At 37.7% G+C, this 22,748-nt stretch carries 25 protein-coding genes; 17 read left to right on the top strand and 8 right to left on the bottom strand.

From position 1 onward, the window contains the following. The 3 genes from B3P16_RS07100 to B3P16_RS07090 are packed head-to-tail and all read left to right on the top strand — an operon-like array spanning position 1 to position 2,003. Positions 1 to 837 (top strand): phytoene/squalene synthase family protein, encoded by an 837-nt coding sequence (locus tag B3P16_RS07100; RefSeq protein ID WP_046675142.1) that lies wholly within the window; start codon positions 1 to 3, stop codon positions 835 to 837. A 9-nt stretch (positions 838 to 846) separates the two neighbouring features. Next, complete coding sequence (locus tag B3P16_RS07095) at positions 847 to 1,305, top strand: sterol desaturase family protein (RefSeq protein WP_115050190.1); 459 nt, start codon at positions 847 to 849, stop codon at positions 1,303 to 1,305. Beyond that, positions 1,302 to 2,003, top strand: a complete 702-nt coding sequence (locus B3P16_RS07090; protein WP_286842084.1) for a lycopene cyclase domain-containing protein — start codon at positions 1,302 to 1,304, stop codon at positions 2,001 to 2,003. The genes B3P16_RS07095 and B3P16_RS07090 overlap by 4 nt, the downstream gene beginning before the upstream one ends. A 106-nt stretch (positions 2,004 to 2,109) precedes the next feature. On the opposite strand, the gene B3P16_RS07085 is transcribed toward B3P16_RS07090, so the two are convergent. Continuing rightward, the gene (locus B3P16_RS07085) at positions 2,110 to 2,442 is read right to left on the bottom strand and encodes a hypothetical protein (RefSeq protein ID WP_286842082.1); all 333 of its coding nucleotides are present in this window, start codon (positions 2,440 to 2,442) and stop codon (positions 2,110 to 2,112) included. A gap of 75 nt (positions 2,443 to 2,517) precedes the next feature. Then, positions 2,518 to 3,078, bottom strand: a complete 561-nt coding sequence (locus tag B3P16_RS07080; RefSeq protein WP_286842079.1) for a Crp/Fnr family transcriptional regulator — start codon at positions 3,076 to 3,078, stop codon at positions 2,518 to 2,520. A gap of 406 nt (positions 3,079 to 3,484) precedes the next feature. Between B3P16_RS07080 and B3P16_RS07075 the strand changes: the two genes are divergently transcribed. The 3 genes from B3P16_RS07075 to B3P16_RS07065 all read left to right on the top strand — a co-directional run bounded on the left by B3P16_RS07075 (position 3,485) and on the right by B3P16_RS07065 (position 6,161). Next, positions 3,485 to 4,558, top strand: a complete 1,074-nt coding sequence (locus B3P16_RS07075) for an ATP-binding protein (RefSeq protein ID WP_286842077.1) — start codon at positions 3,485 to 3,487, stop codon at positions 4,556 to 4,558. Positions 4,559 to 4,573: 15 nt separating this feature from the next. Further along, positions 4,574 to 5,503, top strand: coding sequence for a helix-turn-helix domain-containing protein (locus B3P16_RS07070; protein ID WP_286842075.1), 930 nt, complete (start codon positions 4,574 to 4,576; stop codon positions 5,501 to 5,503). 76 nt (positions 5,504 to 5,579) lie between these two features. Then, positions 5,580 to 6,161 carry an NAD(P)H-dependent oxidoreductase gene (locus B3P16_RS07065; RefSeq protein WP_286842074.1) on the top strand — a complete coding sequence of 194 codons (582 nt, stop codon included), beginning with the start codon at positions 5,580 to 5,582 and terminating at the stop codon, positions 6,159 to 6,161. Between the two features lie 94 nt (positions 6,162 to 6,255). Here the strand turns inward: B3P16_RS07065 and B3P16_RS07060 are convergent, their stop codons facing one another. Further along, positions 6,256 to 8,454 carry a hypothetical protein gene (locus tag B3P16_RS07060; protein WP_286842072.1) on the bottom strand — a complete coding sequence of 733 codons (2,199 nt, stop codon included), beginning with the start codon at positions 8,452 to 8,454 and terminating at the stop codon, positions 6,256 to 6,258. 263 nt (positions 8,455 to 8,717) lie between these two features. Continuing rightward, positions 8,718 to 9,236, bottom strand: a complete 519-nt coding sequence (locus tag B3P16_RS07055) for a ferritin-like domain-containing protein (protein ID WP_112375903.1) — start codon at positions 9,234 to 9,236, stop codon at positions 8,718 to 8,720. 365 nt (positions 9,237 to 9,601) lie between these two features. On the opposite strand from B3P16_RS07055, the gene B3P16_RS07050 reads away from it, so the two are divergent. The 6 genes from B3P16_RS07050 (at position 9,602) to B3P16_RS07025 (ending at position 14,511) form a co-directional block, all read left to right on the top strand. Next, on the top strand, positions 9,602 to 10,726 hold the full coding sequence (locus B3P16_RS07050; protein WP_286842071.1) for an aldo/keto reductase: 1,125 nt from the start codon (positions 9,602 to 9,604) through the stop codon (positions 10,724 to 10,726). Positions 10,727 to 10,790: 64 nt separating this feature from the next. Continuing rightward, positions 10,791 to 11,462, top strand: a complete 672-nt coding sequence (locus B3P16_RS07045) for an Imm19 family immunity protein (RefSeq protein WP_286842070.1) — start codon at positions 10,791 to 10,793, stop codon at positions 11,460 to 11,462. 179 nt (positions 11,463 to 11,641) lie between these two features. Next, positions 11,642 to 12,193: a putative glycolipid-binding domain-containing protein gene (locus tag B3P16_RS07040; RefSeq protein ID WP_286842068.1), complete on the top strand. Its 552-nt coding sequence runs from the start codon at positions 11,642 to 11,644 to the stop codon at positions 12,191 to 12,193. Positions 12,194 to 12,331: 138 nt separating this feature from the next. Further along, entirely contained in the window at positions 12,332 to 12,670 is a 339-nt protein-coding gene (locus tag B3P16_RS07035; protein ID WP_070566791.1) for a hypothetical protein, read from the top strand. 165 nt (positions 12,671 to 12,835) lie between these two features. Next, the gene (locus B3P16_RS07030; protein ID WP_286842066.1) at positions 12,836 to 13,033 is read left to right on the top strand and encodes a hypothetical protein; all 198 of its coding nucleotides are present in this window, start codon (positions 12,836 to 12,838) and stop codon (positions 13,031 to 13,033) included. 71 nt (positions 13,034 to 13,104) lie between these two features. Further along, the gene (locus B3P16_RS07025; RefSeq protein WP_286842064.1) at positions 13,105 to 14,511 is read left to right on the top strand and encodes a sialate O-acetylesterase; all 1,407 of its coding nucleotides are present in this window, start codon (positions 13,105 to 13,107) and stop codon (positions 14,509 to 14,511) included. Between the two features lie 270 nt (positions 14,512 to 14,781). Here B3P16_RS07025 and B3P16_RS07020 read toward each other — a convergent pair whose 3' ends face one another. Continuing rightward, on the bottom strand, positions 14,782 to 15,603 hold the full coding sequence (locus tag B3P16_RS07020) for a DUF6896 domain-containing protein (RefSeq protein ID WP_286842063.1): 822 nt from the start codon (positions 15,601 to 15,603) through the stop codon (positions 14,782 to 14,784). Between the two features lie 142 nt (positions 15,604 to 15,745). Beyond that, positions 15,746 to 16,795 carry a hypothetical protein gene (locus B3P16_RS07015; RefSeq protein WP_286842061.1) on the bottom strand — a complete coding sequence of 350 codons (1,050 nt, stop codon included), beginning with the start codon at positions 16,793 to 16,795 and terminating at the stop codon, positions 15,746 to 15,748. Positions 16,796 to 17,143: 348 nt separating this feature from the next. Here B3P16_RS07015 and B3P16_RS07010 point away from each other — a divergent pair, with 348 nt between their 5' ends. Together B3P16_RS07010 and B3P16_RS07005 are read left to right on the top strand one after the other, a co-directional pair. After that, on the top strand, positions 17,144 to 17,659 hold the full coding sequence (locus B3P16_RS07010; protein WP_286842060.1) for a YegJ family protein: 516 nt from the start codon (positions 17,144 to 17,146) through the stop codon (positions 17,657 to 17,659). 219 nt (positions 17,660 to 17,878) lie between these two features. Continuing rightward, positions 17,879 to 18,307, top strand: coding sequence for a hypothetical protein (locus tag B3P16_RS07005; protein ID WP_286842058.1), 429 nt, complete (start codon positions 17,879 to 17,881; stop codon positions 18,305 to 18,307). Between the two features lie 211 nt (positions 18,308 to 18,518). On the opposite strand, the gene B3P16_RS07000 is transcribed toward B3P16_RS07005, so the two are convergent. After that, a complete protein-coding gene (locus B3P16_RS07000; RefSeq protein WP_286842057.1) occupies positions 18,519 to 19,238 on the bottom strand; it encodes a hypothetical protein in 720 nt (239 codons plus the stop codon). A 160-nt stretch (positions 19,239 to 19,398) separates the two neighbouring features. Between B3P16_RS07000 and B3P16_RS06995 the strand changes: the two genes are divergently transcribed. The 3 genes from B3P16_RS06995 to B3P16_RS06985 all read left to right on the top strand — a co-directional run bounded on the left by B3P16_RS06995 (position 19,399) and on the right by B3P16_RS06985 (position 21,936). Further along, positions 19,399 to 19,692: a hypothetical protein gene (locus B3P16_RS06995; protein ID WP_286842055.1), complete on the top strand. Its 294-nt coding sequence runs from the start codon at positions 19,399 to 19,401 to the stop codon at positions 19,690 to 19,692. 80 nt (positions 19,693 to 19,772) lie between these two features. Further along, on the top strand, positions 19,773 to 20,132 hold the full coding sequence (locus tag B3P16_RS06990) for a hypothetical protein (RefSeq protein WP_286842054.1): 360 nt from the start codon (positions 19,773 to 19,775) through the stop codon (positions 20,130 to 20,132). Positions 20,133 to 20,523: 391 nt separating this feature from the next. Continuing rightward, positions 20,524 to 21,936 carry a DUF4932 domain-containing protein gene (locus B3P16_RS06985; RefSeq protein ID WP_286842052.1) on the top strand — a complete coding sequence of 471 codons (1,413 nt, stop codon included), beginning with the start codon at positions 20,524 to 20,526 and terminating at the stop codon, positions 21,934 to 21,936. Positions 21,937 to 22,089: 153 nt separating this feature from the next. On the opposite strand, the gene B3P16_RS06980 is transcribed toward B3P16_RS06985, so the two are convergent. Next, positions 22,090 to 22,551, bottom strand: coding sequence for a VOC family protein (locus B3P16_RS06980; protein ID WP_286770975.1), 462 nt, complete (start codon positions 22,549 to 22,551; stop codon positions 22,090 to 22,092). Positions 22,552 to 22,748 lie beyond the last annotated feature (197 nt).

The raw sequence follows: 22,748 nt of genomic DNA, 5'->3' as shown, positions 1-22,748 counted from the left end.
ATGAAAAAGCTATTTGATGAACTCGCTTATGAAGTAAGCAAAAAAACAACTGAAAAGTATAGTACAAGTTTCTCGCTTGGTATATTGGCCCTCAAGCCAAGCATTAGGGCTAGTATTTATGCAATCTATGGCTACGTAAGGTTGGCTGATGAAATAGTCGATAGTTTTCATGGTTATGATAAGCAGCGACTTTTGGCGCGGTTGTACCTCGAGACTAACTGTGCTTTAGAGGAAGGTATCTCATTAAATCCGATATTACAGTCTTTTCAGGAGACGGTGCATAAGTATGCTATCGACATCGAGCTAATCCGACAATTTCTGCATAGCATGGAAATGGATCTGAATAAAGTCGACTATAATTCCGAACGTTATAAAGAATATATTTATGGTTCGGCTGAAGTGGTGGGGCTGATGTGTTTACAGGTTTTTACAGAAGGTAATAGAGAGCGCTATGAGGAGTTAAAACCTTACGCCATGAAACTGGGTTCTGCATTTCAAAAAATAAACTTCTTGCGTGACCTCAAGGACGATTATCAGGTGCTTGGACGTACCTATTTTCCAAACCTGGATATGGCGGTGTTTGACAATGCACTCAAAAGCCAGATTGAGGATGAGATACACAGCGAATTTAAGGAAGCGCTTTTGGGAATCAAAAAATTGCCTGCATCGGCAAAATTTGGCGTTTATCTGGCTTATAAGTATTATCTTTCACTATTTGCGAAGATTCGGAAAAAATCCTCCAAAGAAATTTTGGAAAGCAGGATTAGGATACCTAATGCGCAAAAAGCCTATGTAGCTTTTAAAAGTTATCTACGTTACAAAGCTGCTTACTTATAAAATAGAGCTATGAATTTTATTACAGTATTGGTCACTTTTATTGCTATGGAGGGCGCCACCTGGCTTATCCATAAATACATTATGCACGGCTTTCTCTGGATATTGCATCGCGATCACCATGATCACAGCAATGCGGGGTTTCTGGAAAAGAATGATTACTTTTTTATCATTTTTGCCCTTCCCACGATCGCGTTGATGTATTTTGGGTCGTTAAAGGGGTACAATTATCTGTTTTATATTGGATTGGGAATTATGCTCTACGGTATGGCATATTTCTTTGTGCATGATATATTTATCCATCAACGTTTCAAATGGTTGAGTAAAACGAATAACCGTTACTTTTTGGCGCTTCGTCGCGCCCATAAACAACATCATAAACATTTAGGCAAAGAGGAGGGCGAGTGTTTTGGCTTTTTATATGTTCCAATGAAATACTTTAAAATGTATACTAACAATGAAAAAATATGATGCAATATACTTATTCGCTTATCTTATTTTTTACGGTCATAATCTGTTTTGTCGCATCCTTCGACAAGCGGCTTCGATTCGATCGTGAGTTGACCCCATTTTTAAAGGCATCAGCGCTTGTTGCTGTATTTTTTATAGCTTGGGATGTCTGGTTTACCAGTAAGGGAGTGTGGTGGTTTGATACAAGATATACCTTGGGACTGGCTATAGCAGGACTACCATTGGAAGAATGGCTATTCTTTATCTTCATCCCTTTTTCATGTATTTTTACCTATTTCTGCATCGATAAATTTTTTAGATTGCAATCGCTATCGGCCTTCAATAATATTGTTGTCTTTGTAAGTGTCATTATATGTGCTGTTGTTGCTCTTCGATATGCTGACAGAATCTATACCGTAGTTACCGCTGCTGTGACTATGGTGACATTGGTGCTTTTTCACTTTGTATTTCGGATACAATGGATTACGCAAGCCTCTTTAGTCTTCACTTTGCTGATGCTGGGCTTTTTACCTGTCAACGGCATACTAACCGGAACAGGATTGGAGTCCCCTATTGTCAATTACAATCCAATGGAATTTATGGGGATTAGGGTACTTACGATTCCGGTTGAAGATGCAGTGTACGGATACACTCAGTTTTTGTGGGTTCTTTACTTTTTCAAAAAGTTTCAAAGTATGCCCCTAAAATCCAATCTATAAAGTGGATGCATTTGGACAGCTCAAATAAGCTCAGAAATCCGCTGCTTTATTATTTACTTTATCGACTCTCACTTTGAATTAAAAATACCTTAATTAAATTTTTTTCTTATTGTTTTACCCAGTAAAAAGTTTTTGAAAAGATGCCTTTATGGGCCACAATTTTCAACGTTTTTCCCTGCAGGTACATTTCGCAATTGCCCTTTTGGCCGGTATCATGGTTTTGCACAGTCCCCTTCCATTCATTTTTTTCAAAACGCACATTGTAGAGGGTTGGACGTCCTTTGGGATCAAGACCAGAAAATTTTCCGTTGCTGTAAGTGATGGTGATAATGAAGCCTTCCTCGGTTTTCCATTTACCTGCAAAATTATCATTGGAGGATTGAGCAACACTCATTATTGCCATGAAGATGATGACAAGGGATGACAGTATTTTTTTCATATGTAATGATTTCATACTGCAAAGCAAATTAAAATAATCTGCAGTGTTTTTAATATATCTTAAAAATGAAATCGACTACCTGCACGCGCGTATCACGCTTAGTGTTTGTTGGGTAATACCCAGATAGGAGGCAATATGTCCCAAGGAGGCTCTTAGCAATATGCCAGGAAATTTGTCGAGCATATTTTTATAGCGTTGCTCGGCAGTTTGAAATTGTAATGCAAGAGTTTTTTCGGATAGCATACTAATCACTTGCAGCGATACCTGCAGCCGGAAGTCCTTAAAAGCAGGGATGCTATTACAGAGTTCGTCGAGTTTGCTATAGGGGATAGCACGCAAACAAGCTTCTTCCAATACCTGTTTACCATAGGGGTGGGGGCGGTCAAAAAAAACACTTTCAAAAGATATCAGGAAATTATTCTCGTCGAAAAAATAATGAGTGATATCCTTTCCATCTAAATTATAAAAAGCGCGTAATAATCCTTTTTCAATAAAATAAACATTTTGGTGGTGATTGTCAGGATGTGCCAGTACAGTACCTTTCGCAAATATTTGTTTACTAAAGGCTCTGCCGATAGCATCACATTCGGCGCTGTTCAATTTTATGTTTCTAAGTAGATAAGATAAGAGTTCCATTTACTTCAAATATAGAAAAATGCAACAGGCTGCCCATAATTCCTCTCCAAATTTATTTGAATATTCTCCAAGTCCATCAGGCAATAAATGGATTAATTTCACCGTTGGCAAAAGAGTGTGAAATGTATGCCCAAGATTGAATTTTTTAATACCTAATGGATTTTGCAGCAAGTTGCTTTAAGTAGGAGATAGTATCTGGTATAAGAAATGATATTTCAGCCCTTACCAAGCTTTCTATTTTGTAGCAATCCTGTAACGATTGATGTCAGTAATCAATTCAGGCCTATTGCTGTTTAAAATGAATTTAAAAATTTTTAGATGGACCCAAATTACGGTTTTGAGCTTTAATACCGCAAAACAATATCTGTTTTTTTCTTGTTTTTATTCATAATATATAGGCTATTTTATGAATAAAAACAAGAAAATTAGTGACTTAACTCAACTCAACGAAGACCTGGAAAACTATTTTAGCAATACCATTATCCCGCAGTTATTCGTTGATTCTAACTTAATTTTAAGAAAGTTCACTCCACCAGCAATGAAGCAGTTTGATCTTAAATCTGAATTCATAGGAATGCCGCTAGAGGATATAAGAGAAAATTTTAGATTTCCGACCTTTATCAGTAATATAAACACGGTGATAGCGACAGGTAAAATCTTGGAGAAAGAAATACAGACTACAGATTTAAAGTGGTACCAGATGAATATACTCCCTTATCATGTCCGTAATGAGAACCGGACGAATGGAGTCATTATTACATTTGTAGATATTACGCCAAGAGTAAAGGATCTTAAAGAACAAGAACGGCTTGTTCTAGAACATGAGTTGCTGCTCGATACAATAGCCCATGATATTAAAAATCCATTATTGGTACTTAAACTAACATTTGGGTTAATGAAGGAATTTAAGGATAAAAATTCAGCGAAATTCTTGCCCTTAATGCAAAATCATGAGAAAAGTTTGGTAGAAATAAAAAAAATAATAGATGATCTGACCGAAAGTCGTTGGGAAAAGCAGAAGTATCAGGCATCAACTGAACTGATCGATCTTCCAAATATTCTAGAGGACGTGCGGTTGAGTTTAGCACCGCAGCTGATAGAAACCGATGCAATCATCCGACAGGATTTAAAAGTTTCGGAATTTACTTTTGTACGACGTAAGCTGCGTAGTGTGCTCTATAATCTGATGAATAATGCGATTAAATATACACCAGAGTCACAGTCTCCAGAAATTCTAGTGCAATCTTTCAAGGAAGATGGCTATGTCGTTATTTCTGTAAAGGATAATGGGATAGGCATGGGGCCAGAAGTGCAGCAGACGATTTTTGAGAAATTTAAACGCGCAACCAAAATGGTCGATGGATCTGGCGTAGGTCTATATTTGGTCAATACGATTGTGACACAAGCTGGTGGAAAGATCGACTTAATAAGTGAGCCTGGGCATGGAACAGAAATAAAGATCTTTTTGAAGCAAGATTAGGTTTGAACTTCGGAAATGATTGATTTAATTGATCATGTTGAATTTGTTCGTAGATTAGAGGAGAAACACCAAAATAGCAGTAGCAAAAGATCAACAGTTTTAATATGGATGCCACAAATCATGAAAGCAGACGAACAGACATATCGTAGTTACAGGCTTTCCATTGCAAGCGAATTTGAAACGGTGTTTTCTCATTTTTATTTTGCAGAGAACAATTCAGCAACTGCCCTAACGAAAACATTGTTGCCGTCTTTTCAGACTATTATGGTGTTCAACTTTGGTACAATAGTCCGATTGGTTTCTGATGCCAAAAATGAAATCGAGGTGGGCAAATGCATCGTACTAGGTCCCTTAAAATCTGCCTTTGAATATACACTTCTCCCCGGATCACAAATTTTAGTGGTTAATTTCAAGGGCGATGCGTTTTATCGTTTTTTTGGAAAGGCATTTCTTTCAGACCATTTGCCAATAAACCCAGATGAAGTTATGGGTGAAAATTGTTTTAGCTACCTGTGGCATCAGTTGAACGGTATGACAAGTGTATCAGACCGAGTAAACTGCATTCTCGATTTTTGCAGACCTTATTTAAAATCACAGCACATCACCGCGGCTTTATTGGCTAATTTTAAAGACAGTACACGCAATCCAGTCAAGACCATTGCCGAAGAAACCGGGCAAACTGAAAGAAATGTGCAATTGACGCAAAAAAAGCATTTTGGCTATAGCTCCAAAGAGCTTAGTCGATACCAGCGTTTTGTAAAAGCAATTGAACTGATACAACATGTTCTTTTATCATCGAAAAAAGTGGACTGGTTTGAAATTATAGCTGAATGTGGATATTACGACCAAAGCCAGCTTATCCGGGATTTTAAGCATTTTATCAATCTTTCCCCAAGAAATTTTGTTCGATTTCAGCAAGATATCTGCCGGGCTTCAGGAGAATAGCCTTTTCGTTTTCTTACAATTTTTCCGTTTACTTTCAGGCTACTTTTGTTTTATTCAATTACTTAAAACAAAAAAAATGAAACATTTTATTATTTATGCCCATCCAAATACGGCAAGTTTAAATCATTTATTCAAGCAAACAATTGAAGAAACACTCCTGCAACAAAAGAACGAAGTTGTAGTCAGGGATCTGTATCAGCTTAATTTCGACCCTGTGCTGTCCCTTGAAGATATGGACGGACAACGCAGGGGCATCGTAAGCGAAGCAATTAGAAAGGAACAGCAACATATTGCCTGGGCTGAAGCTGTTACCTTTATTTATCCGATATGGTGGACAGGTATGCCGGCTATGATGAAAGGGTATATCGATAGGGTATTCAGCTACGGATTTGCCTATAGGTACGATAACGGAGTACAAAAAGGACTGTTGGCCGGTAAGACCGCCTACATTATCAATTCACATGGAAAATCAAAGGCTGAATATCAGGAAATAGGAATGGATAGGGCGCTGATACTGACCTCCGACAGAGGTATCTATACCTATTGTGGCTTCGATGTGAAGTGCCATTTATTCTTTGACCGTGCCGACCGTGCAGCAGCAGAAACGATAGATGAATGGAAAATGGAAATCGTTGATGCTTATTCCTTGGTTCGATAAAGTCCTTTTACCAAGAAGTTAATTTCAGCTATATTAACTTCTTGGGAGGACGGAGGTGATCTTGATCGGATATGCTATCAACTTTTTTGTTCATCTATTTTCTTGTTATTCTAACCATCCCAGCTCCGGCTAATTCGTAAAAACCAGTACGACTTGAATGCACACGTTTATATGATGATTTAACTTTTTGTTCTACGCTTATTTTGGTTAATACTTCCCTGGAAAAGCCTAAAAGCCTCATTTGTGCCCGGAGCAGATCACTGCCCTCCAATCGGAAAGTGACTGAATCTTTGCCGGCTCGAAAGTTTGAAATTGGGTAATTTATAAAAACTATTCCACCCCAATTGGCCACTTTAAAATACTGTCGTGGTATGATACCAAAGGCCAGTCCGGCGCCATATACTTCCTGGCCGACTTCACCGCTTTTCTCCCAGCCATCATGTATGTCTTCAAGTGGAATCCATAGATCTTTTTGTATTTCACCCGTTTTGGTTTTTTCGACAATCATTTCTGTCGGAAGTAGCGGAGGGTAATAGTAGGCGAGTCGGCCTGCAGCATACTTGATAAATTCCGGGATCAATATTTTTAGCGATGGAAGAATAGCCATTCCTGCTGCCACCTCAAGATAATGATGCAGGGCAGCAAATACTTCCAGCTCTTCGTATGCCGCGGTATAGGGGGCATCTTTCAAGGGAAAAACAGAAAAAAAATAAGGAAAGTTTTTGCCGTAACCATAATTGCAGTCCCACAATTGACAGTTTTTAAATATGCCGGCGAGGCAGCAATAGCTTAGTTTTAGGTAATGCTCATCGTCGGTCACCTTATACATCTCCAAAAAGGCCCCCGCAGCAAATGCCGTATTGTTGGCCTGATAAAATATATCAAAGGCCAGACCGTCTAAACTTTTAAGTGCTCTGCTTGCTTCCAGAAAAAATCGTTTTTCTTTGGTCAGCTGCCAGGCCAGGAGCATAACGTGTGCATATGATCCCGGGACGTCTTTTTCACCACCTTTACCTGGAGTCGTTTCGGCTTTTAATACCTCCAAAGTGGTCATCTTATAAAAGACAGGCCATTGATAGTCAAAATGTTTGGCAACCTTTATCGCATAATCTATCGAATCCAGAAATAGTTTTTCAGCCATCTTGTCGCCCCGCAATGCAAGCCTGGCGAGGTTTAACAAGGGGTGATGTAGATACCAGGAGTCCATTACCATCTCACTCTTTTGCTCTTCGGAATGATCCAAGTCATCTTTTAACGAAGGGTGCCACCTGACTAAACTCTTTATAGACTTATCATAAAATGAGGTGAGTCCATCGGAGAGCTCCTGCAACAAAGGGTGATGTTCTCCGGTCCAGCTAAGATACTCATGCAATGGGAGTATGACGGCAAGCTGCACCATGATTTCTGCAGGCGTTTTGTAGTCGCCCACATAAGCATTCAGATAAGGACTGCCGTCTGTTTGTGTCCAGCAACCTTTGTTGTTCGAAATATTATCCAGGATCTTTTCAGCCGACTGCAGCCAATTATGTTGGCTGGCTTCAGGCTTAGGAAGGAGGAGGTATATTGATGCCAGTGAATCGAGGTAACTTTCAACGACCTCGACGTCACTTTCGGGAATCTTTTCATCGAGCTGTACAAAAGCATCCGAAATGATATATTCTTTATTGGCCGGCAATGGTTTTTCAGCGTTTACAGGAAACTGGAACCCCAGTTCTGGCCATTCACCGCCGACAGTTTCCCGGAGTGATACTTCTGTTTCCTGGCAATAGGGAGACATGGCTGTGAGATTCTGAAAATAGAACACCGAACCGGCTTTTGGCTTTGTCATACTAAAATAAAGCTGTCCTGACCGGGATCCTACCTGTTTGGCATGTATTTTCCCCACTGTATTTTCAGTATTTCCATCTTTAGTCAAGGGAACAATATCGCGGGGCCAAAACGGGATAAGAAGCGGTAATTTCGTTCGCAAGGTCGTGGTATAACGAAAGGTGGCGCGCAGACTTTCGGGAAAGAAGACAATGATTCGATAATAGGCTAACCTAGTAGAAGCAGTGATCAGGATCTCATCGGGAGCTTCGGAGATCGTCACCTTTTCAAACCTGCTATTCATCCCAAAGGCCAGTCTAAAGGCTATGCTAGCGGGCGTTGGCCAGATAACCACGAGCCAAATCGAATCGCCTGCATTATGAATTTTGAGTCTGTATGTTTTTAGGTCTATTTCAAAAATAGACGTAGAATCTGCTATATCAGCCTGGACCGTTGCTGTCCAAGGAGTGACGGGATTTATCATCATGCTAATTTCTTAACTGTATAATGTGCTTGTCTCCTTATAGGAAGAGGAGCAAGGTAACAATCGTTTTAACAATTGATGTTTATGGTACAACTACGGTGAAAACGTGTTTGTCCTGTTTTTCAATTAGGCTGATGAAAGGAATAACTAAGCTTTGAAGAAAATAAAGTGATTGTGGCTAGGGATAGGATGTGTTTTGCTAAAGATACCTCAATGGACGATTGCACAGGTATAATAAATGCCCGGATTACCGGGCATTTATTAACTTATGACGCAGACTCGTTTACTGACGAGACGGCTATTTCTGTGAGTAATGTATCGGTTTGCTTTTCCTCATCTAGTGTTTGTTGAAGCAATTGCTCGGCTTCAGTATGGTTCATTAATTTTGCAAATGTGACAAGGCAACCATAGCTGGCGATTTCATAATGTTCAACTTTTTGGGCTGCAGAAATGAGTGCCGCATCTAGTGCTGGATCGCCTTCAAAATTTTCGATGATTTCATCAGCTTCCTCCAGCAGACCTTCCATAGCTTTACATTTTTTCCCGCGGGCAGCAATGCCCAACGCTCCAAATACTTCTTTAAGCCGCTCGATCTGTCCTTCAGTTTGGCTGTGGTGCTCCTCAAATGCTTGTTTTAATTGTTCGTCTTCTGCGGCTTTGCTCATTTTCTTTAAACCTTTTAAGAGCTGTTTCTCCGCGCCTAAAATATCTTTTAATTCGTCTACAAATAACTCATGTAAATGCTCGTTTGGCATTTGTTGCTGATTTTGATTCGATTTTGCCATAATTCTTTTTAGAGATGGACATGAGTGGGGAGAAGATCGTTTTTAAAAATTCTTAATTTTGATTTCCGCTTTGTCAAATCGGTAGTACAATTATTGGAAAAGGTCTAAAACGTATTGCCGGGGATCAACTATTTCTAATTTTTTTCAGTGTGATTGATCATACCAATCTATTTCTTGGTGTGGTCACTAATAGTATGCGATCGTCCTTCATGCGATAGCGATGGTCTGCTATAGTGATGATCTTCTAAAACAAAGCAGGCCTGAGAATGGTTTTTTTAGCAAGAATCCTGATTGCTATATGCATATTGAATTTGGCCATTGCAAATAAATAGAACAGTCAAGGGAATTTAGATAAGGTGCCGCGTATGAAAAGAAAAAAATTTATAGTGCAAACAGGCCTTGCAGGATCGGGCTTAATCTTTAGCGCAGCGGCACCTAATATTTTGGTAAGAACAATTAAAGAACTTAGTATGGTAAAACCTGATAATTTAAGCAAACACAGACGTTTTCGCTCCAATAATAAAGCCGGGTTTGGTGGCGTGGCATTAGGGAATGGCTTTCAGCAAAACGCAGATCTAGAATGTCTCCAAGCAGTAGAAGCAGCTTGGAATGCTGGGATACGATTATTTGATACTTCCCCATGGTACGGATTAGGCATCAGCGAACGCAGAATGGGCTTGTTTTTAAAAGATCAGCCACGCGACAGCTTTACCCTTTCCACTAAAGTAGGACGACTCTTAGAACCTAAAGAGGACTTTACCATGGAACAGTTGTTATGGAAGGGTAAAATGAATTTTCGTTATCAATACGATTACAGTGCTGCCGGTGTGAGAAAAAGCGTAGAGGATAGCTTACAGCGCATGGGATTATCATCTATAGATATCGTATATATTCATGATCTTTCACCCGACAATGGTGATATGAAAGACAGCTATGGAAGTTACTTTGAGCAAGCGGCGAAAGGAGCGATGCCCGAGCTGACTAAAATGAGAGAAGAAGGCATAATAAAAGGATGGGGGCTAGGTGTCAATACCATCGAACCAATTTTGCAAACATTAGACGTGGCAGATCCCGATATTTTTCTTTCAGCCTGCCAATATTCGTTGATTAAACATGATGACGATTTGAATAAGGTTTTCCCAAAGATCGCTGAGAGAGGGTTGTCGATTGTTGTAGGCGCACCACTGTGTGCTGGATTTCTGTCAGGCAGGGACCGCTATCTGTATGATGGAACGTTTCCTGCTGGGGTTAAAGAAAAGTTGAATGCTTTACAAAGGGTGGCTGACGATCATGCTGTAGACCTGCGGACAGCTGCATTGCAATTCGCTGCAGCACCAGACGAGGTTTCAGGAGTGATACCCGGAGCACATACCGTAAAGCAGGCCATTCAAAATGCGGAATCTTTCAAGACTAAAATTTCCGCCGATTTTTGGGAAGAATTAAAACATGAAAAATTAATTGCGGCAAATGCTCCCGTACCAAAAGCATAGCATTTAGAATCGTACCTTAAATAAATTGGCTTGCCGTATCGAATTTGAATAACAGTATCTAAATATGAATAGACAAATTACACAAAACAACATAAAAGACAATACATTCTTTTGGTATAGCTATATTAAATGGTTCAATGGATACGACGAAATAAACGAGATCAACATTGACGAAGCATTAGAAGTTATCGGCATTGACAAAGAAAAATTAGCGGAATGGGAAGAACGATTTTTTTCGCTAGATGACTTTGGAGAAGTTTCAAAATTTATCGAAGGAAAATTAGATGGAGATACGACCTTCTTAATTGAATTTCAAGATCATGAAATTAGATTTTTTCTTAACGACATTTACTTTGGGAAGTTAGGTGGGCATTTTGAAGCTTGGTTTCTAACTTGGGATGAACTGTTATCACTTCAACAGTTTGAACAATTATTTCTGCTTATGTTACCAATGACAGCAATTGAAAGAGAGCAAAGAGACCATGCGAAGCAGATTATATATAACCATTTAAAGACAGTACCACAGTTTGAGCAAAGTGCGGAATATATTTCTAAATGTATTTTAAACGGACTTTTAATTGACGAGGTCTTTTTTGAGCTTGATGAAGTGGGTACAGTAAACAATCAAAATCATAGTGTTCGAAATATTCGAAAATATCCAAGATATAAAGAAAACATAATTGAATTGAATAAAATCTTAAAAAAAAAATGCAATAAAAAACTCGGCTCATTATAGTTACGCCAGATCCGCGGCTCATGAAATTCTGGTGCGATCTTTCAAAGAAAATGGCTATGTTGTTATTGCTGAAAAGCTCTTTGATACTTTGCCAAATAAAAAGTTTTTTTAAAATGCCTTAATGCGCCACAATTTTGATTAAAGTCTCTGCAAAAATGAGCGATAAATAAATTTTAAAGATGAAAATATTAATTTGGAAGGGCATTATCTACAATTCCCTCGAATATTTTAAACTGACACAACAGGGAGGCTTTTTTATGGTCGATTCCAACATTATTGGGTATTATGAAGATAAAATCTATACCCTCAAATATCATTTGAAGATTGACGAGCATTGGAATGTTCAAGGTCTTGATTTAGAATATGAAGTGAATGGCGTTAATAAAAGAATAAAAGGAAATAAAGTTAAAAATGACTGGGAAATAAATGGATCGATTATAATCGATTTTCAGGGTATTGATTATATTGATATCTCCCTCACACCATTTACCAATACACTTCCGATCAATAGTTTGAATCTCGAAGTCGGTGAGAGTACGGATATCAAAGTGCTCTATTTTGATATTCTAAACGACGGCATAAAACCAGTTCATCAGAACTATTCGAAAACGAACATGTTAACCTTTCAATACAAGAATGTTCCGAAAGATTTTGATGCCGACCTTGAAGTAGATCATTTGGGTTTAGTGGTCAATTATCCGGGGTTATTTACCAAGGTAGCCGAAATTTAGCAAGCATCTTCCGGAGCTCAGAAAAACCTCGATTTATAGTCCCTGCGTTTGCACCGGAAAAGGCGAAATCGTGACGAAGTTTCTAAAAACAATATTCCTTTTAGTGCTGTCTTAGCTATGTAACATAAACAGAGCACAATGAATTTTGATATGATTAAATGTGAGGACCTCGGCCAGGCCATACATATACCAAACACGACGGACGACCATCACGAAGAAACCTGGTTTGTGAAATTTGGCGAGGAAATAATAGGTGTTGGACTTTTTCCAAAACAAAGCTCGAACTGCGTTTTGGCAATCGTTGGCGATAGCTATGACGACAAGAAAATACTGGGCGACATTGATGCACATGATAAAGTGATTATTGAAGGATTGAATATCGCTTTTGAAGGCTACTTAAGATCCATCCGCGGTGATGTAGTCATCGGCGAAAAGCAAGTAGATGATTTCTCGCACAATAATCAAAAGTTGGATTAATACCCTATAAAAAAACTGCTCAACTGTTGAGGCAGTTTTTTTTATCCTTAGCGAAGTACGCTTGTGCGGCTTTCATTTCCAGAGCAATGGTATTTCTAGGACGGACGTAACCAAGGTCGTGCAGGAGATAGACCTTAAGGAGTTGTTTTACAGGTAGCTTTGCTTATGCCGACACATCTATCGCCCTACAATGAACAAGGTGTTCCGGTTGGCAGAGCCAGATTTGACAATCTATGGCTGTTATTAGGCTACTGGCATACCATTGGCGCATTATTGGGAAATATGTTAAAGGGAATTTATTTTTCGCTGACATCTGCAGAAGGTGCGTATATTAGAATCGCGATAGTTAATATACCAAAATAAAAAGACCTCTTCGAATTGTACTATTATTCGAAGAGGTCTTTTGTGGATAGCTTACACTATAAATCAATATTATGAACAAATTTCTTTTCTTTCTAATTCTATGTTTTTTTGCGTTATCATCGCGTGCGAACATTCGGTTACCGAGTATTCTGGCCAACAATATGGTGCTACAGCAACAATCGTTGTCCCAAATATGGGGGTGGTCCAAGCCGGGTGAAAAAGTCCGAATTACCACATCATGGGACAATAAGACCGTGGAGGTAACAGCAGATGGAAATGCTAAATGGCAAACGTCAGTTCATACTCCGAAAGCTGGAGGACCCTATACGATTGTATTTGAAGGAGAAAATAAAATTGTTCTTGACAGTGTATTTATTGGTGAAGTGTGGGTTTGCAGTGGGCAGTCCAATATGGAATGGAACTATTACAATGGTATTTCCAGTATTAAAGATGAGTTTTCACAACTTGACAAGCTTAATATTAGATTATTTCAAGTGACTAAGACAACTGCACAAACGGTACAAGATAATAATGAAGGAAATTGGATGGTTTGTGACAGCAATGCCCTGAAAAATTTCAGTGCAGTTGCCTATTATTTTGGAAAAGTCCTCAACAAAGAATTGAATGTTCCGATTGGTTTGATTAGTAGCAACTGGGGCGGTACCCCAGCCGAGGTATGGACCCCTGCAGAACTGATTGAAAATAATAGCATTTTAAAAGATGCGGCATCTCAAAAGAAATCTACATCATGGTGGCCCATTGCACCAGGCTATGCCTATAATGCAATGATCGCACCGTTTACTAATTTTAATATTGCTGGCGCGATATGGTATCAAGGAGAAAGCAATGTTGAAACAGCTTCGAGTTATACCCAATTAATGGAGACCATGATTGCATCCTGGCGGAAGTCTTGGCATAAAAATTTCCCTTTCTATTATGTACAGATTGCGCCAAATAGGTATTCCAACCATCATGTAGGAGCCCTACTCCGAGAAGCACAGACTAAGACTCTCGCAACAGAAAATACAGGTATGGTTGTCATTTCAGATTTGGTCAACGATACATTGAATATCCATCCGACAAATAAAAAAGACGTTGGTTTACGTCTTGCAAACTATGCTTTGTCGGAAACTTATGGCCTAAGTATAGGTAATTATAAAAGCCCAATGTACAAGTCATTTGTCGTGCAGAATAATCAAATTGTGGTTGATTTTGACCATGCTGAATCCGGTCTGACAATAAAAGGAAACGAAGGTAAGGAAATTTTTATTTCGGGAGTCGATAAGATATTTTATCCTGCCATTGTAAAACTAAAGGGTCAGCAGATGATTGTTTCAAATAAGCAGGTAAAAAATCCAGTGGCTGTTCGGTACCAATTTAGTAATACGGGGATTGGCAATTTATTTAGTAAAGAAGGCTTACCTGTCGCTCCTTTTAGAACGGATACTTGGCCTGTTGATACGAGCAAAATTAAATAGCATTTTGGTATGATAAATATGAATACAGTTAATTTGTTTGTTTCCATTTATTGTTGCCCCCAATTTGGTGGATATCCCATTCCATTTTGCCCTAAAAAGATGATAAAAGGTTTTTTGTTATCTTTCCAAATATATACTTGCGCGGCATAGTTCATTGTAAATCCAGTGTCAATGTCTGGGTTAATGGGAAATGTAACAATATAGTATTCTCTATTGTCTTCGGTTTCCTTCCAAAGATTAGTTGGATCATTTTTAATTTCTTAAGAAACTTTATCGATTGCGTTGGTTTATTCTATCACCAAGAAACTTCCAAAGGTTGAATTTGGATTTCTTCTTAATTCCCTCAATATGCTTTCCGAATATTTTTTCTAAATTCGGGTCGTATTTAATCTCAACTTTCTCTCTATCTGCGACAAAAGTGCCAGTGTGGCCAGGAACAGTAGAAGGGATTTCTTCAAATTTTCCTAGTGCGGTCATTTTATTTATTATTCTTAAACCGTCGGCATATTCTACAAATAGGGGAATTGGCAGAGGCCTATAGCCTGGAGACGACAGGATAAATTTCATAAAAAAATATGGATCTAAATCGCCAAACTCGAGTCCAAAGGCAAGAGGAACCTCAATACATTGTTCCGTTGTCAAATGTTGAAAACCGCAGTGAAAACCATGGATGAAATATCTCCATTCAGCAACTGTTCCTATCTGTCGATCGTCTCGTTTTAACTCGTTAAATGTATCAAGTGGAAAATCCTTGTTTAAGTTTAATTCAAGTTTGTCGACCAATAGAAATACTAATTGCTCACCTAGTTTCCTGTAATCTTTCGCACATTGTTCGAAAAAGTCCTGTTGGTCTTCAATCTCTTGATCTGTAATAAGCTTTACAATGTTTAGTTCAGGTTCGACCGTATGGGTCAAAACTTGGAAACCTGAAAGTGCATGTTCGAGGTAGTGTCCGACTTGTTCCCGTTGTTTATTCGTCTTTCCTTCAAAAATAATCTTTAAAGCTATTTCCCTTGAAATGGATTTAATTTCATCTACTGTCGGAATTTGGTCAATTGACTTAATCGTGATTATATCTGTTGTTCTGTCCAATGCAATTCGTTTTAAATCGATCAGTTATGGCTATTTTTTATTCGTTTTTCCATGTCTACTGCCCATTTTTGCTATTCACCTTGTTGAGAAAATACGGTCATTCATCTCGAATGCCAAGCGTTTTAAGTAGATTTTTTTGAGGTTATTCGTAAACAAAATCATCATTCTTAAAGGTCTTTTTGTGATACTGCCGAGCTAGTTCGGCAAAGCGGTTATTTCTTTTATCACTGCCCAAAAAGCCGCCGACACTTTTTACATTAGTATTTTCAAATACAGGTATGAAATTTTCGGCATTTTGATTTCCGTTCCAAATAATGAATTCTTGTAGATTTGGAGCATTTTTTAAGGAAGATAGGTCAGATAATCCTTTCATATCTTCGAGTGAAATCCGTCTCAGTATTTTATTGCTAGATAGATCTGGGAAGATAGTTACCTGTTTCAGCGATTGGATAAACAGATTTTGGAGTGTGGGTAACGCTGAAATGAATGATAGATCCGAAAGTGCACGTACTTGCCAAAGTTCTAGGTATTTAATAGATGGTAAGGTTTTTAGTGCCTCAAAGCTTTTTATTCCCCCCAACTTAATATCGACGGACCACAGGTATTTTAAGCCATTAAGATAATCAATGTTGGGAGTCGAGATCGAGCGGAGAACAATTTTTTTGAGGTCCTTTAGTTTGCTGATTGCATTGATTCCCTTTTGGTGTCCTTCAAGATAGAGGTATTCTAGGTTTTTGAATCTTTCAATACAGTCAATTTGCGGTTTCTTGGATCTGGTGCGATATAAGGATAATTCTTTTAGATGGGGATTGATCTTTTCTAAAAAATCAAAATTATCCAAATTTAAAATACCCACAGCTAGCATTTCTAAGTTTTTGAGCTGGGCGATAGTATTAATTCCTGTAGCTTCGATCAGACAATCTATTGAAATCCTTCTTAGAGAAGGGATACGCTCCAGAAAAGTTAAGTCACAAGCTGTAGCATAATGTCCAAAAATCCGTAATGCAATATCTGGCCTTTGGGAGAAGAAGATCCTTTCCAATAAATCTATTTCCTTATTTGATAAAGGATCGGAAAATTGGATGGATTTTGTATTGATATCCTTTGCAAGAGCCTTTAAATCTGCCTCTTCAAAACCTGTTGAAATACTGTAATGTCCTGAATCTCTATTTATACTGTGTATGCTCATCATAAAAGGTTTGACAACTAAACATAGCAAAAAATTGTTGAATATAAACTGTTTTCGCGCACATATTAACGTGAAAATTGATATAGATTGGGAAGGATCTTTGAATGAGGGACAATTCGGTATTTCTTCAGATTATCGTGAAACACAAAACTGATCTGGGGATGATGTTGTGCCGAAAAAAGTGCGCCATCTCCGAATACCACAATTTTTCTTATTTTTAGGATATGCTGTTTAAAAAAATGCCCTTTAAAAGAAGGTAAACGTTGTCGACGAAATTCGAAATGCTAAAGCCGAGTTCTTTTGCGCTATTTAAATCGCTCAGTAAAGATTGTATATGCAAAATATTAAAAGATGAGATCAAATATTTTAAGACCTATTTTATTTGTTGCCGTCAGTAGTGCGCTGCTGCTGGCATGCCAGTCTCCGTCCATAAAAGATAAAATTGAAAATGATGAGGTTATCGGTTTCCGTTCTGATGATGAAGCAATGAACGCAGCTATAGTAAAGGCGAAAAACTCACTCAACCAGTTTGTACAGGCTGTTGAAAAACCGCAAGAAGGGTATGAAGCATTTGCACTTAAAATAGCATATGATACTCCTGATAAAAGTTTAGAGCATATTTGGGTCGGCGATATCAGCTATCAAAATGGTCAATTTACCGGCGTTGTCTCTAACAGTCCGGTCTCTACAAAAGAGGTCGCTTTTGGCGATACCGTGGTGATTGATAAACAGAATATATCAGATTGGATGTATTTAGATAAGGGAATATTACGTGGAGGTTATACGATCCGAGCCATGCGTGATCAACTGTCAGGATCGGAAAAGGAAGAATTTAATAAATCGATCGATTTTGTTATAGAAGACTAGGAGTATTTTTACTGGTTAAAAGCATTTCCATATCCTAAACTTTTGCAATATTGTTTCATAAATGAGAGCCTTATTAATTATAGATATGCAATTGGGGAGTTTTAGACCCTATGAGCTACGGCATGATACCTTCGCTGTTATTGATCGGAATTATTAATATGAGTTAAAGTATAGCATAATATATCGTTAAATGCGAGTCTACATTTAAAGAACTAAGAAATGACTAGGGGAAAAATAAAGAGAAAGTTTAGTTTACCTCAATCTGAATTATTTAAAAACGATGCAGCGATAGATTTGGATGGTATTTATCTTGATCTACATAATGATTACGACTGTGTTAGATTAGCATATAACGCAGCATCCAGTGAATTTCGTCTTAATTTTAAACGTATCGACCTCGAAACTGATCTTAATTATGATCTAGTTGAGTTAGTGTTCATAGATACTGTTATGGAGACTTGCTTGCTTGTTTTTGACGAAGATTTCTTTGCTGAAATTAAGACTATTGATCTGTTGTACCGTGGTCGGTTTGAAAAGGGCAATGAGCTAGCTGAGTTTGATAGTTCTGGACGATCATTGTACTATATAAGTTTTTATAGCGGATTAGAATTAAAGGTATTTGCAAGAGCACTAGAAGTTGAGTTATAGAATAACTTTTCCTAAATACCCCCCAATTTAAGAAGCAGTAAATGTGCAGTAAATTTTCTCAAATTCGATAGTCTTGTTTTCCGAAGTCTATTTAAAACCAATTGGAAAATCATTTGACAAAAAGAAATTTCCACACCTTTTCACATTCCACTTAGTAACTGGATTCATCTGCAAGTTTTTTGATAGTTTATATACGACACTTGCCTGCTGTTTAGTAATATTCGTAATAATTGCTTTGAAAATATTGCGCCCTCCTTAGAGCGGAATTATCCGCAATGAGTTGATTTATGTCGTCTATTATTGCGTTAAGCCGTTTGATTTGATTTAATTTCCGCTGAGGTTCAATTCCCCCATTATTCGCTGTTTCATCAGTTACAAGCTGCCGTAGGCCCTGAATATACAGCTGTTTTTGTTTGTTGATAGCATATGTTTTCCGAAGCCCGCTCTTATCTTTTGGAATTAGGTAAATTGAATATTCTACTTCCGCGAGTAGTCTTTTGTGCTGATGTCCAAAGTACGAACCTCCTTGTTCTATTAATGCAAATAATTCATTTATTTTTGAAAATAGCTGAAATAATCTTTTGCGCTGCGTAGTATATTTCTGCTCACCATTTACCTGCATTAAGAAGTAGGAATAGAGCATACAATAATTATCCTGTCCAGCCTCGCTGGTGAACTCCACATCGTGTTGGAGGTGATAGCTCAATGTAGGATCAAAAGCCTCTTCAAATAGAAATTCAGGATGATTACTTAAAATATTGTCAAAATCCTCCCGACTGTAAACCAGCGAGTCATTCGTTTGAAAATGCAGTACGATTAATGAATCTGTTGACCGTGATATTGCAGCAGCTTTTGCCAAGGTTCCGTTTTTATATCCCAATAGTAGTAATATAATAATACAGATCTGAGGTATTTTTACAACTAGCTTCATAATATGGCTTTAATGGTTTTGAATTTACAAAACAGGAGGTAAAAAGGCAAAATATATAACTCATTAACAAATCCTACTTCCAGCCATCATCATTGTCATTCTTAGCTCTTGTAAAAAAGATGAAAAGATAGCCATTGATAACCTGATCGGCAAATGGACCGTGGCAAATGATGATCCTAGAATGGCCGTTGATGGTTCCGTTACCTACAAATTCAATTCAGATATGACCTGTGTTAAAAATATCTATGATGCGCTTTCAAATCGAGACACGACTATTTCCCGGACCTATGTATTGAGCAATGATAAGACTTTAGTGACGCTCTACGATGAGCGCAAGATATATACAGAACAATATCTGATTAAAAAATTGAATACGAAGGAAATGAAATGGGAAAATGCTTCCCCAAATGACGGTAACGAGAATAAGAGGTTAATTCGATCTAGCGATCAATAGGTTTCAATAACTTTTAATTTACCCACTAGATTTTGGTTAACAATTCTGATGATATAAATGTCATCCAATATGAACCAACCATGATAAAATTCGACGGATCGATTTTAACACTGATAGCAAATGGGAAAGAATTGCTTTTTGGTGACCAAGCGCAATATCCAGTAGACCAGATAAAGATTTATAAGATAATCATGAATGACATGGGTGTGCCTCTGAAATATAGCATCAATAGGGAAGGGAAATTTATTATGATTATTTTGGATAAAGTTGAATCCAGTACATTCTACATACAACTTAACTCCAAGGCCTTCAAAATTAACTATAATTCAAAAATTGATCAAAAGTCGCCCTGTAAGAATTATAAACTTATAGATATAAAACAAAATAACCTTTCTGGAAGCTATGATGGAAAAAATCAAGTTTGGATATTAAAAAAATAATAACATACCTGTCGAAAACAAATTAGATCTAACGGAAAGCATCTGCCAATTATATAACGCTATACATTCATTACTTTTAAGAGATAAAGATGTTTTATCAACTCGTCGAAATTTATGGAGTCCAATATTTTTTATAATATTCTAACTGCGATTTAACATCGGGATCTTTCCTTTTTAATTTCCTGTAATATGTATTAGTGAATAAAAAGACTATAGAAAACGGCTGACAGCCTGTTCAATACTGAACGGCTAGTGTTCAATAACGGTCAGTATTAAAAAAGGAATTCAGTCATAGTGTGTTGGCAAATAGCGTATTATATTTATTGGCAAACTATTTGGAATCCCCATACATGTATCAAATAAATAAAAGATAGTAAAACCTATTTCCAATATGTTCGAAAAAACTTCTAAATATGTATTGATTGTCCTATTCAGTTTATCATTTATGCTTACCTATGGGCAGCGTAATCAAATTATGGATAAGCCAAAAGTTGATGAGCGTATCGAGATTCTAAGTATAGTATTTAGACTTGCCGGCAATCAAGAGTATAGCTCAACTATTTTTAAGAGCTATGTTGATCGGATCAATCAACACTACGGTCCTTTTAAAGAACACGAATTGATCACCTTTGTCAATAAGATTAAAAATGAAAATGGCATAGGTTACGATGCCGTGATGAGTATGGCTATACATCTAGATGATAAATTCAGCATTAAGCAAAAAAATATCGACGAAACCCTAGACAAAAGGTGGAGTAGAGCTAATGCTCTTCAATTCGCAACACTGTTAAAGAAGTTTTACAAAGACAGTAATAGTAAACGATTTTTTCAGGATAACCAGGCACTGTACAATGAGGTACAAAAGCGTTTTCTTCCAATTTATGAACATATTGAATTGGACTGGTATCCTAAATTCTATGGTAAGAAACCATCCGAAAAGTTTTTGGTTGTGAATGGTTTGGGGAATGGTGGCGGTAACTATGGGGTAGCTATTAAAAATCCACAGGGTCATAAGGAAGTCTATGCTATTATGGGCACATGGAATATGGATAGTCTTGGCATGGCGCAATTTCCGTTACAGAGCTATTTCCCTACATTACTTCACGAGTTTAACCACTCCTTTGTTAATTATTTACTAGAAAAAGACACGACAATTTTTAGAGACAGCGGTGTAAAATTATATAGCATCGTGAAGGAGAAAATGAACGGGCAGGCCTATGGTAGCTGGCAAACGATGTTGAACGAGGCGTTGGTTCGAGCTGCGGTTATCAAATATCAAAAAGATCACAATTTCAGCTCCGAAGAAATCTCAAAAGAAACCAATGAACAGCTAGATAGGGGATTTCTTTGGATTGAAAAACTTGTTGATGAACTTGAAAACTTTGACCGTCAACGAAACAGATATCCCAGTTTAGAGAGCTATATGCCTGTACTTGCCAAGGCTTATCAATCCTATGCTACAGATATTTCTTCTTTAGATAAGACCTTTGAAGAAAAAAGACCAAAAATCATATCTTTTGAGGGAATTCAGGATGGACAAATTAATGTCAGCAGTACATTAGGGGAGCTGAAGATAAATTTTGACAAGCCGCTATTAGGACAGGGACGGTCATTTAGGGGAATCTCCAAAGAAAGTTTTCCGGTGATAAAAGGACAACGCTATTCCCCAGATAAGAAGTCTGTTATCATTGATTGGGAATTGGAACCGAACAAGACCTATGAAATTATCATGACAGGAAAAGCATTCCGGACTGCAGATGGGATACCGATGAAAGACCATTATCTAAAATTTAGTACAAAGTAATTGATTTGTATATTTAATTTGTCTAACATGCCCGAAATACAAAGAAATGAAAATCCCATTCCTCGTTTAGCATGGCGTGGTCATCCGATCACCCTTTTGCGTTATGCAGTATGACTAGGACGTGCTGGAACATGGCTTTGTCGTTAATTAGTTTTAAAAATCGGCAATAATGATTTTTTTCATTCCCATCATTTTTTTGAATGCGCCGGGTCTTTTGTTGAGTTCCTCCCAATTTTCAGGACAAACCTGCCAACTTAATCCATATTTGTCTTTCAGCCACCCACAAACGCTCTCCTGTCCTCCATCCGATGTGAGTGCTTCCCAATAGTAGTCTATTTCAGCCTGATCTTTGCAGGGGATCATCAGCGAGATAGCCTCGTTAAATTTGAATATCGGTCCGGCATTGATTCCGATAAGACGCATTCCCAGAATCTCAAACTCAACGGTAAGCACTTTTCCAGCAAAGTCTTTCTGGAAATCAGCCAGTCCTTCGGCTTCTGAATTCGGGTAATACGTAATATTGATTATTTTTCCATCTTTGAAAACCGATAAGTAATATTCTGCGGCTTCATGTGCGTTGCTGTCAAACCAAAGGTTTGGAATAATCTTTTGCATAGCTTTATATTTTTGGGTTATTTTTTCTTTTTCAGTATAGCCTACAATTGATACTCCGCTATTTCATTCAATTTGGATTTTGATCATTTGCAGTCTTACAAATCTAATAGATTTGTTATTTGATCGACTTGGCATAGGATAAGAAATAGAAATACATCATTATTGGGGTCGATTTGAAAATACTGTGGTATAATTTT

The sequence above is a fragment of the Sphingobacterium sp. UBA7631 genome (assembly GCF_002483935.1).
Lineage (GTDB): Bacteria > Bacteroidota > Bacteroidia > Sphingobacteriales > Sphingobacteriaceae > Sphingobacterium > Sphingobacterium multivorum.
This window is presented reverse-complemented; position numbering and strand designations above follow the sequence as displayed.